This window comes from Longimicrobium sp., assembly GCF_036388275.1.
In the GTDB taxonomy this organism is placed as follows: Bacteria; Gemmatimonadota; Gemmatimonadetes; order Longimicrobiales; family Longimicrobiaceae; genus Longimicrobium.
Genome location: NZ_DASVSF010000041.1, coordinates 38,829 through 53,119 on the forward strand (window position 1 = coordinate 38,829; position 14,291 = coordinate 53,119).

The 14,291-nt window shown below is 69.9% G+C and carries 14 protein-coding genes; 10 read left to right on the forward strand and 4 right to left on the reverse strand.

The genetic code is table 11. The features are described 5' to 3' along the window. Positions 1-103 precede the first annotated feature (103 nt). From VF632_RS08990 to VF632_RS09000, 3 genes are all read left to right on the forward strand, one after another. A complete protein-coding gene (locus VF632_RS08990; protein WP_331022539.1) occupies positions 104-454 on the forward strand; it encodes a histidine triad nucleotide-binding protein in 351 nt (116 codons plus the stop codon). Further along, a complete protein-coding gene (locus VF632_RS08995; RefSeq protein WP_331022540.1) occupies positions 451-945 on the forward strand; it encodes a DinB family protein in 495 nt (164 codons plus the stop codon). The genes VF632_RS08990 and VF632_RS08995 overlap by 4 nt, the downstream gene beginning before the upstream one ends. Before the next feature lie 155 nt (positions 946-1,100). Further along, positions 1,101-2,357, forward strand: coding sequence for a GGDEF domain-containing protein (locus tag VF632_RS09000; protein ID WP_331022541.1), 1,257 nt, complete (start codon positions 1,101-1,103; stop codon positions 2,355-2,357). On the opposite strand, the gene VF632_RS09005 is transcribed toward VF632_RS09000, so the two are convergent. Beyond that, entirely contained in the window at positions 2,354-3,730 is a 1,377-nt protein-coding gene (locus tag VF632_RS09005; protein WP_331022542.1) for a GAF and HD-GYP domain-containing protein, read from the reverse strand. The genes VF632_RS09000 and VF632_RS09005 overlap by 4 nt on opposite strands. Positions 3,731-4,262: 532 nt before the next feature. After that, positions 4,263-4,730, reverse strand: coding sequence for an EVE domain-containing protein (locus VF632_RS09010; RefSeq protein WP_331022543.1), 468 nt, complete (start codon positions 4,728-4,730; stop codon positions 4,263-4,265). Positions 4,731-4,904: 174 nt separating this feature from the next. On the opposite strand from VF632_RS09010, the gene VF632_RS09015 reads away from it, so the two are divergent. The 7 genes from VF632_RS09015 (at position 4,905) to VF632_RS09045 (ending at position 11,770) form a co-directional block, all read left to right on the forward strand. Continuing rightward, a complete protein-coding gene (locus VF632_RS09015) occupies positions 4,905-5,669 on the forward strand; it encodes a thioesterase II family protein (RefSeq protein ID WP_331022544.1) in 765 nt (254 codons plus the stop codon). Positions 5,670-5,731: 62 nt separating this feature from the next. Beyond that, positions 5,732-6,796, forward strand: a complete 1,065-nt coding sequence (locus VF632_RS09020) for an HAD-IIIC family phosphatase (RefSeq protein WP_331022545.1) — start codon at positions 5,732-5,734, stop codon at positions 6,794-6,796. 213 nt (positions 6,797-7,009) lie between these two features. Beyond that, entirely contained in the window at positions 7,010-7,345 is a 336-nt protein-coding gene (locus VF632_RS09025; protein ID WP_331022546.1) for a tRNA-binding protein, read from the forward strand. Positions 7,346-7,476: 131 nt separating this feature from the next. Beyond that, a complete protein-coding gene (locus tag VF632_RS09030; RefSeq protein ID WP_331022547.1) occupies positions 7,477-8,346 on the forward strand; it encodes a hypothetical protein in 870 nt (289 codons plus the stop codon). Then, positions 8,343-8,783: a PIN domain-containing protein gene (locus tag VF632_RS09035; RefSeq protein WP_331022548.1), complete on the forward strand. Its 441-nt coding sequence runs from the start codon at positions 8,343-8,345 to the stop codon at positions 8,781-8,783. Before VF632_RS09030 ends, VF632_RS09035 begins: the two co-directional genes overlap by 4 nt. 93 nt (positions 8,784-8,876) lie before the next feature. After that, positions 8,877-10,265 (forward strand): pitrilysin family protein, encoded by a 1,389-nt coding sequence (locus VF632_RS09040; protein ID WP_331022549.1) that lies wholly within the window; start codon positions 8,877-8,879, stop codon positions 10,263-10,265. Beyond that, positions 10,262-11,770 carry a pitrilysin family protein gene (locus tag VF632_RS09045; RefSeq protein ID WP_331022550.1) on the forward strand — a complete coding sequence of 503 codons (1,509 nt, stop codon included), beginning with the start codon at positions 10,262-10,264 and terminating at the stop codon, positions 11,768-11,770. Before VF632_RS09040 ends, VF632_RS09045 begins: the two co-directional genes overlap by 4 nt. 63 nt (positions 11,771-11,833) lie before the next feature. Here VF632_RS09045 and VF632_RS09050 read toward each other — a convergent pair whose 3' ends face one another. Both VF632_RS09050 and VF632_RS09055 read right to left on the reverse strand, forming a co-directional pair. After that, positions 11,834-12,337 (reverse strand): thioesterase family protein, encoded by a 504-nt coding sequence (locus tag VF632_RS09050; RefSeq protein ID WP_331022551.1) that lies wholly within the window; start codon positions 12,335-12,337, stop codon positions 11,834-11,836. Further along, entirely contained in the window at positions 12,334-13,584 is a 1,251-nt protein-coding gene (locus VF632_RS09055) for an aminoacetone oxidase family FAD-binding enzyme (protein ID WP_331022552.1), read from the reverse strand. Before VF632_RS09055 ends, VF632_RS09050 begins: the two co-directional genes overlap by 4 nt. Between the last annotated feature and the right edge of the window lie 707 nt (positions 13,585-14,291).

Here is a 14,291-nt window from a genome sequence, read left to right on the forward strand (position 1 = left end):
CGCTCCCGACGATACGCATCCCGTCCTGTTCCGCCCCGCATCCTCCGCCGCTACGTTTCCCGCCCCGCTGCACCGCATCCGACCATTTGAGAGGCGAGGACGCATGGCCGACAAGACGATCTTCACGCGCATCATCGACGGAGAGATCCCGGGCAACTTCGTGTACCAGGACGAGCATTGCATCGCCATCCGCGACATCCACCCCGCGGCCCCGGTGCACGTGCTGGTCATCCCCCGCAAGCCCATCCCCTCCATCGCCCACCTGACGACCGAAGACCACGCCATCGCGGGACACCTGCTGATGGTGGTCAAGAAGGTGGCGGAACAGGAGGGAGTGGCGGAGAGCGGCTACCGCGTGGTGATCAATGTCGGCGACGAGGGCGGGCAGACCGTGCCGCACCTTCACATTCACGTCATGGGCGGCCGGCAGCTGCACGGCCACGGGACCGCGTGAGCGCGGCCGGCGCCGCCGAGCGCGAAGCCATTCTCGACGAGCTTCGCCGCGCCTGGGATGGCGACCCCTGGCACGGCGATCCGCTCCGGCGCGTCCTGGAGGGCGTGACGGCCGAGCAGGCCGCCGCGCGTCCGCTGCCGGGTGCGCACTCCATCGGCGAACTGGTGCTGCACCTGGCCTCGTGGTCGCGCGAGGTCGCCCGGCGCCTCGTCGACCGGGTGGCGCGGGACCCCGAGGATGGCGACTGGCCGCCGTTCGCTGGTGGCGAGCAGAGCTGGCGGTCGGCGCTGGACGGGCTGGCCCGCGCGCACGGGGAGCTGCTGGCCGCCGTGGAGGCGTTTCCCCCGGACGAACTGTCCTCCCGGATGGGCGATGAGCGGGACCGTCCCCTGGGTGCGGGGGTGTCGTTCGCGGTGATGCTGCACGGCACCGCCCAGCACTACGCCTACCATGCGGGCCAGGCGGCGCTTCTCCGCAAGAGCTTCGGCTGACCCCGCGCGGCCACCCCCGTCCCCGGGAGGGGACGCCCGTTGACCGGAAATGGAAACATGTGTAGATTCAGGTATCTTACGAAATGACAACGAGATAGGTACGCCGGGGTGGCCGCGGTGACGCGCGGTGCACGGCTCTTCGCTAGAGGTTACACATGCAGGTGCGGCGGACGGATGACCGGCGGCTTCGCCTGGTGATGGCGCGGCCCACCGGCTGGATTTCCGGCGGAGACGTCGCCACGCGGCGCACCAACAGGCGCCGCGACGTATCTCCCGAGCGGATGGAGATGAACGACGGCCTTCCCGAGCGCGTGGAGCGTGGGGAAGACCTGGTGCTGCTGCTGGACGGCCCCGACGGCGAGGGCGTGCTGGTGACCGGCGCCGTGGCTGGCCGCGTTCCCCAGGGGCGGCACGACCCGGACCTGATGGACCGGGCCGCCGTGGGCGCCGCGGTGTTCATGCGCGAGCGTCTGCGCACCGAAAAGCGGCAGCGGCTTCCCGACCAGCTGATCGTTTACTTTGAGGAGCTGAACGCGGCCGAGAACGACAGCCAGGTGATGCGTGCGCTTGCGGATCATGCGTTGCGCATCGTGGGCGCGCACACGTCGGTGGCGCTGATGCGCGAGGCCAGCGGCTTGCTGCGGGCACCCGTGCCCACCGAGCCGTGCGCCTGCCGCGCGCGGGTGTGCATGGCGTGGGACGACCGCTTCGGCGAGCCCGGGCTGATCCTGTCGGAGGACGCGCGCCCCGGCGGCGCCATCCCCGGCGCGGCCCCGCTGTTCGGCGACCCGCACACCGTGCTCGTGGCGCACGTGCCGGTGGGCGGCGACGGAGTGCTGGTGCTCACGGAGCGCCGCGACGAGCGCATCTTCGAGCCGGAAGACTGGGACGTGCTGCGCGCCCTGGCGCTGCAGGCGCAGATGGCGCTTCGCCGGCTGAAGCTGCTGGAAGACGTGCGCACCCTGTCGCTGACGGACCCGCTGACGGGGCTCGGGAACCGCCGCCACATGGAGCTGATGCTGGCGCACGCGTGGGCCGCGGCCCGCCGGGGCGATCCGCTGGCGGTGGTGGTGCTGGACCTGGACGGCTTCAAGGAAGTGAACGACACCCTGGGCCACCACGCGGGCGACGAGCTCCTGTGCGCCGTGGGCGAGGCGCTGCGCGACGAGGCGCGCGAGTCGGACGTGGTGGTGCGCTTTGGCGGCGACGAGTTCCTGGCGCTGCTGACGGGGGGCACGGCCGAGGGCGGGCACCTGCTGGTGGAACGGCTGCGCAAGCGGCTGGGCACGCGCGTGGGGATCAGCGCGGGGGTGGCCGCCTACACGCCCGAGATGGCGACCGCCGAGGAAATGATCCGCCTGGCCGACCGGCGCCTGTACGACGGGCGCGCCAGCCGGCGGCCGGCCCACTAGCCGAAGGTGATCCCCGCCAGCTCCCCCCGCTCCGCGAGCGGCACGAAGCTGGGGAGCAGCCCGCACTCCGCGTCGAAGTCGTCGTCCTGGTCTTCCGCGCGGGGATCGTCGAGCACGTCCAGCAGCACCTGCACCACCCGGGGATCGAACTGGGTGCCGGCGCAGCGCTCCAGCTCGGCGCGGGCGTGGTCGGGGGTGTACGCTTCCTTGTAGCTGCGGCGCGTCATCATGGCGCAGTACGCGTCCACCGCCGACACGATGCGGGCGGCGAGGGGAATCTCTTCGCCGCGCAGTCCGTCGGGGTACCCGCTTCCGTCGTACCACTCGTGGTGGTGAAGCACCACGTCGGCCACGGGGCCCAGCGCGGGAACCGTGATCAGCAGGTCGTGCCCTACCCGCACGTGCGCCCTCACCAGCTCCAATTCTTCCGGCAGCAGCGGCCCCGGCTTGTTCAGCACGCCGTCGCTCACGCCGATCTTTCCCACGTCGTGAAGCAGGGCCGAGTAGCACACCACGGCCAGCTCGTGCGAGGGAAGCTCCATCCGTTCCGCCACCATCCGCGCATAGCGCGACGCCATCTCGCAGTGCCCATGCGTGGAGGGGTCCTTGGCCTCCATGGCGTCGGCGAGCATGCTCACCGTCGACAGATAGGCCCTTTGCAGCTCGCGCTCCAGGCGCCGGTTGCGCACCGCCACCGCGGCCTGGTCGCCCACGGCCAGCAGCGAGTCGACGTCCTGGTGGTCGAACTCGCCGCTCTGCCGGTCGCCGGCGATGATCACCCCGTGCAGGTCCGCCATCAGCACCACGGGGGCCGCGACGAAGTTGCGGAACTGCTCGGCCTTTCCAGGCGCGGGGATGCCTTCCGGACGGCCGTCGTTGCTCACCAGCGTCTCGCCCGATTCCAGCACCTGGCGGCAGAGCGCGGCGATGGTGGGGGACGCATCGCCCAGCTCCATGCCCGTCATCCCCAAGGCGGCTCGCACGCGAAGCCTGTCGCTTCCCGTGGCCATGGTGACGTACACGCCGCGGCTGGCCTCGGTGATCGTCAGGCAGGCCCGCAGGATCAGCGCGTAGACGTCGCCGCTGAACAGCGCGCCGTGGATTTCGCGAAGGGCGCGCTCCAGGCACTCGGCCCGGTGGCGGTGGCGCTCGGCCTGGGCCCGCTCCATGGCCAGGTCGGCTTCCAGGCGTGCGCGGGCGGCTTTCCACTCGGCCTCCTCGGCTTCCTGGGCTGCCTGGGCCTCGCGCAGCGCCTCTTCGGTGGCCGTCTGGTGGGCCCGCCACTCCGATTCGCGCGCGCGGTGTGCGGCGGCGGCCTGGTCCAGCGCCGCCAGTACCGGGTCTCCCGCGCTGCCGCCCGCTCCGCTCGTCATCTCCGCCATCATGCACCCCGGGTCCTGGTTCCGCCTCCCGCCCCCGGGGCGCAGGAGATCATGAATTGTACCGCGGGGGAAGCGCCGCTCCCCAGCCTGGCCGGGCGAATGAATTCGCTGCAACGACCACACGAAATCCACCTTCGTGGATTGGCTTGCCGCCGTGCAGCCGCTGGAGTGTGGCACGCCCGGTCTCGATCTCACGGGGCTCTGTCATCCAGAGGCCCGGGCGCGCCGATCTCGCCCATACGCCAGCCCTTGCGGGCCGAAGGATCTTGCCTGCGGCACTTCCCAGCCGGGGCGCGGCAGCGGCACGGATCTCTGCTGGCGATGTGTGCCGAGGCTGGGTTGGCGCGCATCGGCGAGTGTGTGGCGGATCCTTCGGTCGCTGCATGGCTCGGCGGGCCGGCCGGGTCCGCCTGGCCGCTCCGTCAGGATGACAACGAAGCGGCCGCGACGATTTTGTCGCGGCCGCTGTCAGCAATTACGCACTTCCGCACTCACGCACTTCCGCACTCACGCACTCGCGCACTCACGCACTTCCCTCCCGGCCCAGCTTCACCACGATCTCGAACTCCTCATCCGTCACCGGCTGCACCGAAAGCCGGCTCTTGTTGATCACCAGCATCTTTTCCAGCCCGGGCGCCTGCCGCAGGGCGTCGAGCGACACCACGGCCGGGAACTTCTCGGCGAACGCCACGTCGATCATGTACCAGCGCGGGTCGTGGTCCGACGCCTTGGGATCGAAGTAGTCGCTCTCGGGATTACGGGCGGCCGGGTCCGGATACCCCGCCCGCGCCACCGTGGCCAGCCCCGCCACCCCCGGCGGATCGGCGTTGCTGTGGTAGTACAGCACCCGGTCGCCGGGCTGGGCATCGTCGCGAAGGAAGTTGCGCGCCTGGTAGTTGCGCACCCCCTCCCACGTGGTCTGCCCGTCGCGCTGCAGGTCGTCGATGGAGTATACCTCGGGCTCGCTCTTCAGCAGCCAGTTGCGCGGCATCGCTTCAGGTCCGTAGGGGAGGTGGATGGACAGCGCCCCATCTTGGCGCGCGCCGATGCGTGGGGCAAGCGGATTCATCTCCGTCCGCCGATGGAGAACCAATCCCCCAGCACTGTACGGCCCCGCGCTCGTTCGATACCTTGGTGCGCTTCGTGGCGGAACAAGAGAGGAACTGTGAGCACGAGCACGACGGACCGATGGATTGTGCGCCCCAAGGCGAACCCGCGGGCGCGGCTGCGACTTTTCTGCATCGCGCACGCAGGCGGCGGCGCTTCGGCGTTCCGGGGCTGGGCAGAGGCGCTGCCGCCGGAGGTGGAGGTGTGCCCGGTGCAGCTTCCCGGCCGCGAGAACCGCTTCACCGAGAAGCCGTTCGACCGCCTGGACCCGCTGGTGGCCGCACTGGCGGATGCGGTGCATCCCTGGCTGGACCTGCCCTGGGCCCTTTTCGGCCACAGCAACGGCGCGCTCATCGGGTTCGAGCTGGCCCGGATGCTCCGGGCACGCGGGCTTTCCGGGCCGCGACACCTGTTCGCCAGCGGACGCCGCGCGCCCGACGTGCCGGCGCAGGACCCGCCCATCGGCCACCTGCCGGACGACGAGTTTCTGGCTGACCTGGGGGAGCTGGGCGGCTTGCCGCGCGAGCTGCTGGAGAACCGCGAGATCATGCAGATCCTGCTTCCCGTCCTGCGCGCGGACGTGGCCCTGCACGAGACGTTCGAGTTCCGCGAAGAAGCGCCGCTGGACTGCCCCATCACGGCCTACGGAGGCGTCGCCGACGCCAAGGCCACCCGCGAGGTCATCGAGGCATGGGGCCGCCACACCCGCGGCCCGTTCGTGATGCGCATGTTCCCCGGCGGCCACTTCTTCCACCAGTCCGAGCGCGAGGGGTTTCTTCGCGTCTTCTCGGCGGACCTGCACCCCGTTCTCCACGCGCTGTAGGAGGGAGCGCCGCAGCCAGCGTGGTGACGACAAGTACCCCGTAGAACACGACACAGGCCGACATGAGCGAACGCATGGGGGAGCCGATCGGCGGCGCCGCGGCCAAGACCGTCAAGTGCGTGGTGTGGGACCTGGACCACACCGTCTGGAACGGCATCCTGCTGGAGGATGAGCGGGTGGAGCTGCGCCCCGGCGTGCTCGAGATCCTGCGCGAGCTCGACGAGCGCGGCATTCTGCAGTCCGTCGCCAGCCGCAACGACCACGACCGGGCCATGGCCCGGCTGGAAGCGCTCGGCATCTCCGAGTACTTCCTGTACCCCCACATCAACTGGAACGCCAAGGGCCAGAACGTCGCCGACATCGCGCGCGCGCTCAACATTGGCCTCGACACCCTGCTGTTCGTCGACGACCAGCCCTTCGAGCGCGAGGAGGTGGCCTTCGCCTGCCCCGCCGTCCGCACCTTCGACGCGGCCGAGCTCGCGGACCTGCTCGCCCGGCCCGAGATGAACCCCGAGTTCATCACCGACGACAGCCGCAACCGCCGGCGCATGTACATGGCCGACATTTCCCGCAACCGTGCGGAAGAAACGTTCGCCGGCCCGTCCGAGGAATTCCTGCGCACGCTGGACATGCGGTTCACCCTGTCGCCCTGCAGCGAAGACGACCTGCAGCGCGCCGAGGAGCTCACCGTGCGCACCAACCAGCTGAACACCACCGGCTACACCTACGGCTACGACGAGCTGAACGCCTTTCGCGCCTCGCCCGGGCACCTGCTGCTGGTGGCCGGGCTGGAAGACCGCTACGGCACCTACGGCAAGATCGGCCTGGCGCTGGTGGAGAAGGGGTCCCGGTTCTGGACGCTGAAGCTGCTGCTGATGTCGTGCCGGGTGATGTCGCGCGGGGTAGGCACCATCATGATCAGCCACGTGATGGGTGAGGCCAAGGCTGCGGGCGTACGCCTTCGCGCCGAGTTCAAGCCCAACGGCCGCAACCGGATGATGGAGGTCACCTATCGCTTCGGCGGCTTTCGCGAGGTGGCGCGCGAAGGCGACCTGATCACCTTCGAGCACGACCTGTCCACCGTTCCGCCGTTTCCCGACTTCGTGCGCGTCGACGTCACCCGCTGACCCCGCAAGCCGAGGTGTGATTCGAAATGTGAAGCCTCGCGCAGTTTGCGAGGCTTTCCGCATTCGTAGCCGCGGCGCCGCAGCTTCAGCCGCTTGGGACGGGATTGGGCCAGCCCGCTCGTTGTTGCCGCCGCGCGCCGGCCCGCGCTACCTTCGCCTGACGGCGCTCGCCCCTGCGTGCGTCCGCTCCAGCCAACGACCGACCCGCGGCCGATGACGATCGACTACGAAGACTTTCACAAGGTCGAGATGCGGGTGGGCCGCGTCGAGCGCGCCGAGCCCTTTCCCGAAGCGCGCAAGCCGGCCATCAAGCTGTGGATCGACTTCGGGCCGGAGCTGGGGATCAGGAAGTCGAGCGCACAGATCACCGTGCACTACCTGCCCGAGCAGCTGGTGGGCCGCCGGGTGATCGCCGTCACCAACTTTCCGCCGCGCCAGATCGGCCCCTTCATGTCGGAGGTCCTGGTGCTGGGCGTCCCCGATCCAGACGGAGCCGTCGTCCTGCTCGCCCCGGACCTGGACACCCCCCTCGGCGGACGCGTGTTCTGATACAACCCTTGATCCCGGCCGAACAAAAAGCGTAAGTTTCAGTCTCCTCAACGCGGAGGCGCGCCATGCTGAATTACACGCTGCTTTTGCACGGCTACCGGAGCCCCGGCGCGGGGCTGCCCGGCGCCCTGGTGCGCGACCTCCTGGACGCTGTCGATCGCGGAGCTAAGGGCGCTGTCCGGCTTCGTCTGGAGGGGCGGAGTTCCGCGAAGGGGGGATTTCCGCCCGCGTGGGTCAGCACGGCCGCGCACTTCCAGATGTCCGGCTTCCACGAGGGCACGCCGGGTGTGGAACTGCGGATTCCCACCCTGGGCGAAGCGCTTCCTCACAAGTTCGTGCAGGAAGAGCTGTTTCCCTCGGTAGATCCCGCCAGCTCCGCACTGTCGCTGATGGGCCGTGGCCTGGCCGACGCGCAGGCGGGAGACGGGGACAGCGACGCATACGATTCGCCCCTGCTGCGGACCTTCGGCGAGTTCCGCGAGGTTTTCAGGCACGGTGTTCAGGCGGTGGAACTCCGCAACGGCCGGCCGGATTCAGCCCCGGTCATGATCACTCCCGCCGGTCTCGCCGCGGCCGAGCGGCTGCAGAAGCAGACTCCCCGGCCGCAGCGAGTTCGTGTAGCGGGAAAGGTCGACGCCATCCGGCACAGCGACCGCGCCTTTACGCTCGTCCTGGAATCGGGCGAGGTCATTCGCGGCATCCTGGCCGAGGGCGACCCGGACGAACTCACTCCGTATTTCGGACGAACGACGGTGGTGGGCGGAATGGCCCAATTTCGCCCGTCTGGCTCGCTCCTGCGCATCGACGCGGACCTGTTGGAACCGGCGGACGCCCACGATCTCTCGATCTGGTCCGAAGCACCCCGCCCCGTGTTCGGCGGGTCGCCTGACGGGGAGGTCCGCAGGCAGGGTTCGCGGTCCGGGATCAATGCCGTCATCGGTACGTGGCCCGGAGAAGAATCCGAGGATGAAATCTTCGCGATGCTCGAGGAAATCTCGTGACCGCCGGGCTCGTCCTACTCGATACCAACGTCCTCGTCCACCTTGCGCGGGGAGGGGTCGCCGCGGAACGCATCGAAGCGCGGTTCGCCTTGCGTTCCCGCCGCGGCACGCCGTTGCTTTCCGTGGTTTCCGTGGGCGAGAGCCTCGCGATGGCCAAGCGCAACGGCTGGGGCGGTCCGAAGCTGCAGCGGCTGGCGGACGCAATGGAGAACCTGGTGATCGTGGACCTGAACCGCGAGCCGATCCTCCAGTCGTATGCCGCCATCGACGCTCACCTGGCGGGGTCGGGAACGCCGATCGGGCAGCAGAACGACTTGTGGATCGCGGCTACCGCCGCGGCGACAGGCGCGGTCCTGCTCACGACCGACCGCGACTTCGACAAGCTCCATCCCTCGCACCTCCAGCGGGAGTGGATCGATCCCGCCACACTCCGCTGATCCGCGGGGGCGGCGCACGTTGTCCACATCCGCCGGCCCGGCTACCTTGCCCGGGCTGACCCCGATGCGGACATCCACCTTCCCGAGCCGCCGATGAAACCCATCCCCACCCTGGCCGCGCTTCTCCTGGCCGCGCTTCCGTGCGCGCCTTTGGACGCGCAGGCGCCCCCCGCCGTTCGGCTGGAATACGAAGAAGAAACGCTGCCGAACGGGCTGAAGGTCATCTACTCCGTCGACCGCTCCGCGCCCGTCGCCTCCACCGTGCTGTGGTACGACGTGGGCTCCAAGCACGAGGTGCGGGGCCGCACGGGCTTCGCGCACCTGTTCGAGCACCTGATGCTCTTCACCGGCTCGCGCAACGCGCCGGAAGGCCGCCACTTCGGCCTGCTCGAGGCGGTGGGCGCCCGCGCGGGAAGCGACATCAACGGCACCACCAGCTTCGACCGCACCAACTACTTCCAGCAGGTGCCCTCGCACGCGCTGGAACTGGCACTGTGGCTGGAGGCCGACCGCATGGCCACCCTCGACGAGGCGCTGAACGAAGGCAAGCTGGCCAACCAGCGCGAGGTGGTGAAGAACGAACGCCGCCAGGGGATGGACAACCAGCCGTACGGCCGCTGGATCGAGCGGATTCTCGCCCACATGTATCCCGAGGAGCACCCGTACCGCCACGTGGTGCTCGGCTCCATGGAGGACCTGGAGAACGCGTCCATCGAGGACGTCCGCAGCTTCTTCCGCACCTACTACGTTCCCAACAACGCCGTCCTGGTGATCGCGGGCGACATCGACGTGCCACAGGTGCGCCAGATGGTGCAGCGCTACTTCGGCGGCATTCCGGGCGGCCCCGAACCGCCCCCCGTGCGCCGAGTCCCGCTCCCGCCCCGGCTGGGCGCCTCGCCGCGCGACGTGATTCCCGACGCCAACGCGCCCGCGCCGGCCGTCTACGTGGGCTTCCGCGTTCCCCCGGCCCGGGACCCGCGCGCCCCGGCGGTGAACCTGTTGGCGCAGCTGCTGGCCGGCGGGCGCTCGTCGCCGCTCTACACATCGCTGGTGCGCGACCGCCAGGTGGCCACGCAGGTGTTCTCGTTCAACTTCGAGCTGGTGGAAGACGCCGACCTGCTGGTGGTGGGCGCCACCGGAAAGCCCGGCGCCAACGCCGATTCGCTCGAAGCCGCCCTCCTGGCCGAGGTGCACGGCGTGGCGGCCCGCATCGACGCCGCGGCGCTGGAGCGCGCACGCGCCGCCGCCACGTTCGACCTGGTCAACCAGCTGCAGACGATGGGCGGCTTCGGCGGGCGCGGCGACGTCCTGGCGCAGGGTGCGGTCGTGTACGGCGACGCTGGATGGATCAACCGCTACCTTCCCGCGCTCGGCGCCGTGTCGGTGAACGACATGTCCTCACTGGCCCGCGAGTTCCTGGCTCCCGACAACCGCGCCGTCCTCGTCTTCGTCCCCGCCCCGCGCCCAGGAGCCCCCCAATGAGCCGGACGACCCTGCTTCGGCTGCTCGCGGCCGCCCCGCTGGCAGCCGCCACCGCGTGCACGCCCCCCGCGCCTCCCGCCGAGCCCGCGCCGGTGCCCGTCCCCGCCGAGGCGGCTCCCGCGCGGCCCGCCATGGAGATCGTCGCGCAGCCGCCCACGCTCGGCGCTCCGCGGCCGTACACGCTGCCGCTCATCGAAGAGTTCCGGCTGGAGAACGGCCTGCGCGTGGTGGTCGTGCGCCAGGCCTCGGTTCCGCTGGTCACCGGCCGGCTGATCCTGGAAGCGGGCGCCGAGCACGAACTGGCCGAGCGCAACGGCTTGGCCGTGCTCACCGCCAACCTGCTTCCCGAAGGGACTGCGGCGCTCCCCGGCCCCGAGTTGGCCGAGCGGATGGAACGGCTGGGGGCGCAGTTCCAGACAGGGGCGGGACAGAACACGACCTTCGCCGTCGTCACGGCGCTCAAGCCCGCGTTCACCGAGGCGCTAGGGCTGGCCGCGCAGGCCGTCACCGCCCCCGCCTTTCCCGCGCGCGATTTCGAACGGGTGAAGCAGCAGGCCATCACGGCCCACGTGCAGAGCCAGTCCACCGTCGAAGGTCTCGCGGCCGAGGCCTTCGCCCGCGCCGTCTTCGCCGCCCAGGCCCCCTACTCGCGCCTTCCCGGCGGCACCGCGGCCACGCTGGGGGAGGTGACGCGCAATGACGTGGTGCAGTGGCACCGGACGATGTACGTGCCCGCCGGGGCTACGCTGCTCCTGGTGGGCGACGTGACCGCCGACGAGGCGCGGCAGATCGCGCGGCAGGCGTTCGGAAGCTGGCGCGGGGCCGCGCCCCGGCTCGTGCGCAAGCCCAACCCGGCGCGCCCGGCGCAGCGCACGCGGGTGATCCTGGTCGACCGCCCCGGCTCGGTGCAGTCCAACATCCGCGTGGGGCAGGCGGCCCCCGGCGCGGAAGACCCCGACGTCATCCGCCTGACCGCGCTCACGCAGGTGCTGGGCGGCGCCTTCAACGCGCGCATCAACCAGAACCTGCGCGAGCGGCACGGGTGGACGTACGGCGCGTTTGCCAACTTCAATCCGGCGCGCGGCGCCGGAACCCTGTTCATCCACTCGTCGGTGCGCACCAACGCAACCGACTCGGCACTGGTCGAGTCCGTCCGCGAGTACCGCCGCATCGTCGAGGAGCCCGTGCCGGCGGAGGAGCTCACGGGCGCCACGGGCAACCTGGTGGGCAGCTTTCCCGCCTCCGTGCAAACGGTGCAGGGACTCGCGCAGCGGATGCAGAACCTGCTCGTGTGGGGGCTGCCCATGGACTACTACGGCACCTATCGCGAGCAGCTGGCCGCCGTGGCCCCGGGTGACGTGGCGCGCGTCGGCGGCGCGCGCCTCACCCCCGGCGCGGCCACCATCGTCGTGGCGGGTGACCTGGCGCAGATCGAGGCGCCCATCCGCGCCCTCAACCTGGGCGACGTGGAAGTCTGGTCACCCGCGGGCGAGCGCGTCCGCTGAACGAAGAACCCGGTCCGCGCCTGCCTGGCGCGGACCGGGTTTCTTGTCTGCCATGGCCGACGCTCAGGCGCTGGCCGGCCGCTCTCCCTCTAGGTCCCGGATCGCCGCCCGCACCGCCTCCGGAACCGGCGCCTTGGCGCCCGCCGCGTAGTCGTACGACACCAGCAACGCCCCACCCGAAGCCGCCACGTCGTTCAGCGCCCGGCTGACCACGCGGTACTCGTGCGCAAAGCGGTCCTCGCCCAGCTCCGTCGTCCGTGCGCCCACGACCAGCGTGTCGGGATACGTCACGGGCCGGCGGAATCGCGCGTGGGCCGACGCGAGGATCGGCCCCGTCTGCACCGTCTCCGATAGCTCGCGGAAGCCGATCAGGTCCAGGTAGCGGATGCGCGCGCTTTCGAAGTAAGTAAAGAAGACAGCGTGGTTCACATGGCGGAAGTAGTCCATCTCCGCCCATGCCACGGGAATCTCCACGACCACGGGAAACTCGGCCCGCAGCTGCGTCTCTGCATCGACAGAGGGGGAAGGGGACTGCGGACGGGAATCGGACGACGCGGTCTCGGTCATGACGGCAAAGGTTGGAGGGAGGCCGCCGCGCCGATCCCGGCGGCCCGGCCGGTGGCCCACGCCCAGAAGAAGTTGTATCCGCCGATCGGCCCGAAGCAGTCCAGGATCTCGCCGCACAGGAACAGCCCCGGCGCCACGCGGCTCTCCATCGTCCGCGGGTCCACCTCAGAAAGCGGCACGCCCCCGCCGGTCACTTCGGCCTTCTTGTAGCCCTCGTCGCCCGTCCAGGGCAGGGGGTACCGCGCCAGCACCTCCACCAGTCGCGCCCTCTCTTCCCGCCGCAGTTGCGACCGCGTGCGCTCCGGGTCCACCCCGGCCTCGTCCAGCAGCCGGTCGGCCAAGCGCTGCGGCAGGTGGCGCCGCACCAGCGAGCCCACCGCGCCCGGGCCGCGTTCCAGCAGCACCGCTTCCCACGCGGCCGCATCCAGCTCCGTCCAGCGCGCGTAGATCGGCTGTCGCCGTGCCGGGTCATGCGCCGAGCGCACGGCAAGATGCGACACGTTCAGCACGGACGGGCCACTGTATCCGCGGTGGGTGAACAGGAAGCCGCCACGCGCCCGCAGGCTGCCTTTCTGCAGGGGCGCGTCCAACTCCACCTCCAGCGACACGCCAGAAAGGTCCGCATGCACCGGGGGGTGCGCGGTTAGCGGAGTCAGCGCGGCGTACGTGTCGTGAAGCGTATGACCAAGCTGTCGTACGATGCGCAGGCCGGTCCCGTCGCTCCCCGTCGCGGGCACCGACAGCCCGCCGGTGGCGATGACCACGGCCCCTGCGGCGATCTCGCGCCCGCCCTCCAGGAGCACCGTCCAGGGTTCGTCACCCACGGGGGGGCGCAGCCCCGCGACGGAGCTGCCGAACACCGTTTCCGTGCCCCGCCGCCGCGCCAGGTCCAGCAGCCCGTCACGGACGTCGCGCGCCCGGTTGCTGGCGGGAAACAGCTTCCCCGATTCCTCCTCCAGCACCAGGCGGATCCCCACATCGTCCTCGAAGAAGCGGCGCTGGTCCGCCAGCGGCCACGAAAGGAGCATCTTCTTGAGCGTGTTGCGCGACGACTCACTGAAGTACTGCCCCGCGTCCACCCGCGACGGCAGCACGTTGCAGCGCCCACCCCCGCTGATCAGGATCTTCCTCCCGCCATCGCGCGTGCGCTCCACCAGCAGCGTGCGCCGCCCCTGCGCCGCCGCAAAGATCGCCGCCATCGTTCCCGCGGCCCCCGCGCCCACCACCACCACCGGCAGATCGGTCACGTTCTCCTCTCGATGTCCTCTCTATGCTCGTCAGCCGTTACAATAGCCGACGCGCCCGCGCCGGGCGAGAACTGCGCCGCGGCCACGCTCGCCGCGGGGATGCGCAACGAGCCTCTTGACCACCTGTGGGAAGAACACTATACTTGGCGCCCCTCCACCACGCCCGGCAGCACCGGTTGCTGAATCAGGGGTTGACGGGGGTTGGAGAGGCTGGTATCTTGTAGGGCTGTCGCCGGAAACGGCGGCGGATCGGCCGAAGCGGAGGAATTCGGAAAAACCTCCCTTGACCAAACGCCGGAAGTCGAGTAGATTAAAGGCGTTGCAGGAAGTGCCGGGCGGACGAAAGACGAGAAAGTCATCGCCGCCCACCCCTTGACCGAGAGGTTCGAGGGTGGTAGATTGAAGGACTGAACGCGGCGGCCGGGTGAAACTGGCCGGATGCGAATTGAGAAGCGGGCCAGCGGCTCGCGCGATGTTTTGAAAACCTGGGTCTTGGGAGTGCTTTTGTAACGAGCGCCCCGTGGTGGAGGTAAGTCGAGGGCAACACGTCCTTCGCGTCCACACAGAAACACGGGACAAGAACGTGAAATTCCGAACGGAAGCAAAGACTTGAAGAAGTCTAGTGTTTCGTTCACGAAGAGCTGTTTGAATTCTCATGGAGAGTTTGATCCTGGCTCAGGACGAACGCTGGCGGCGCGCTTAACACA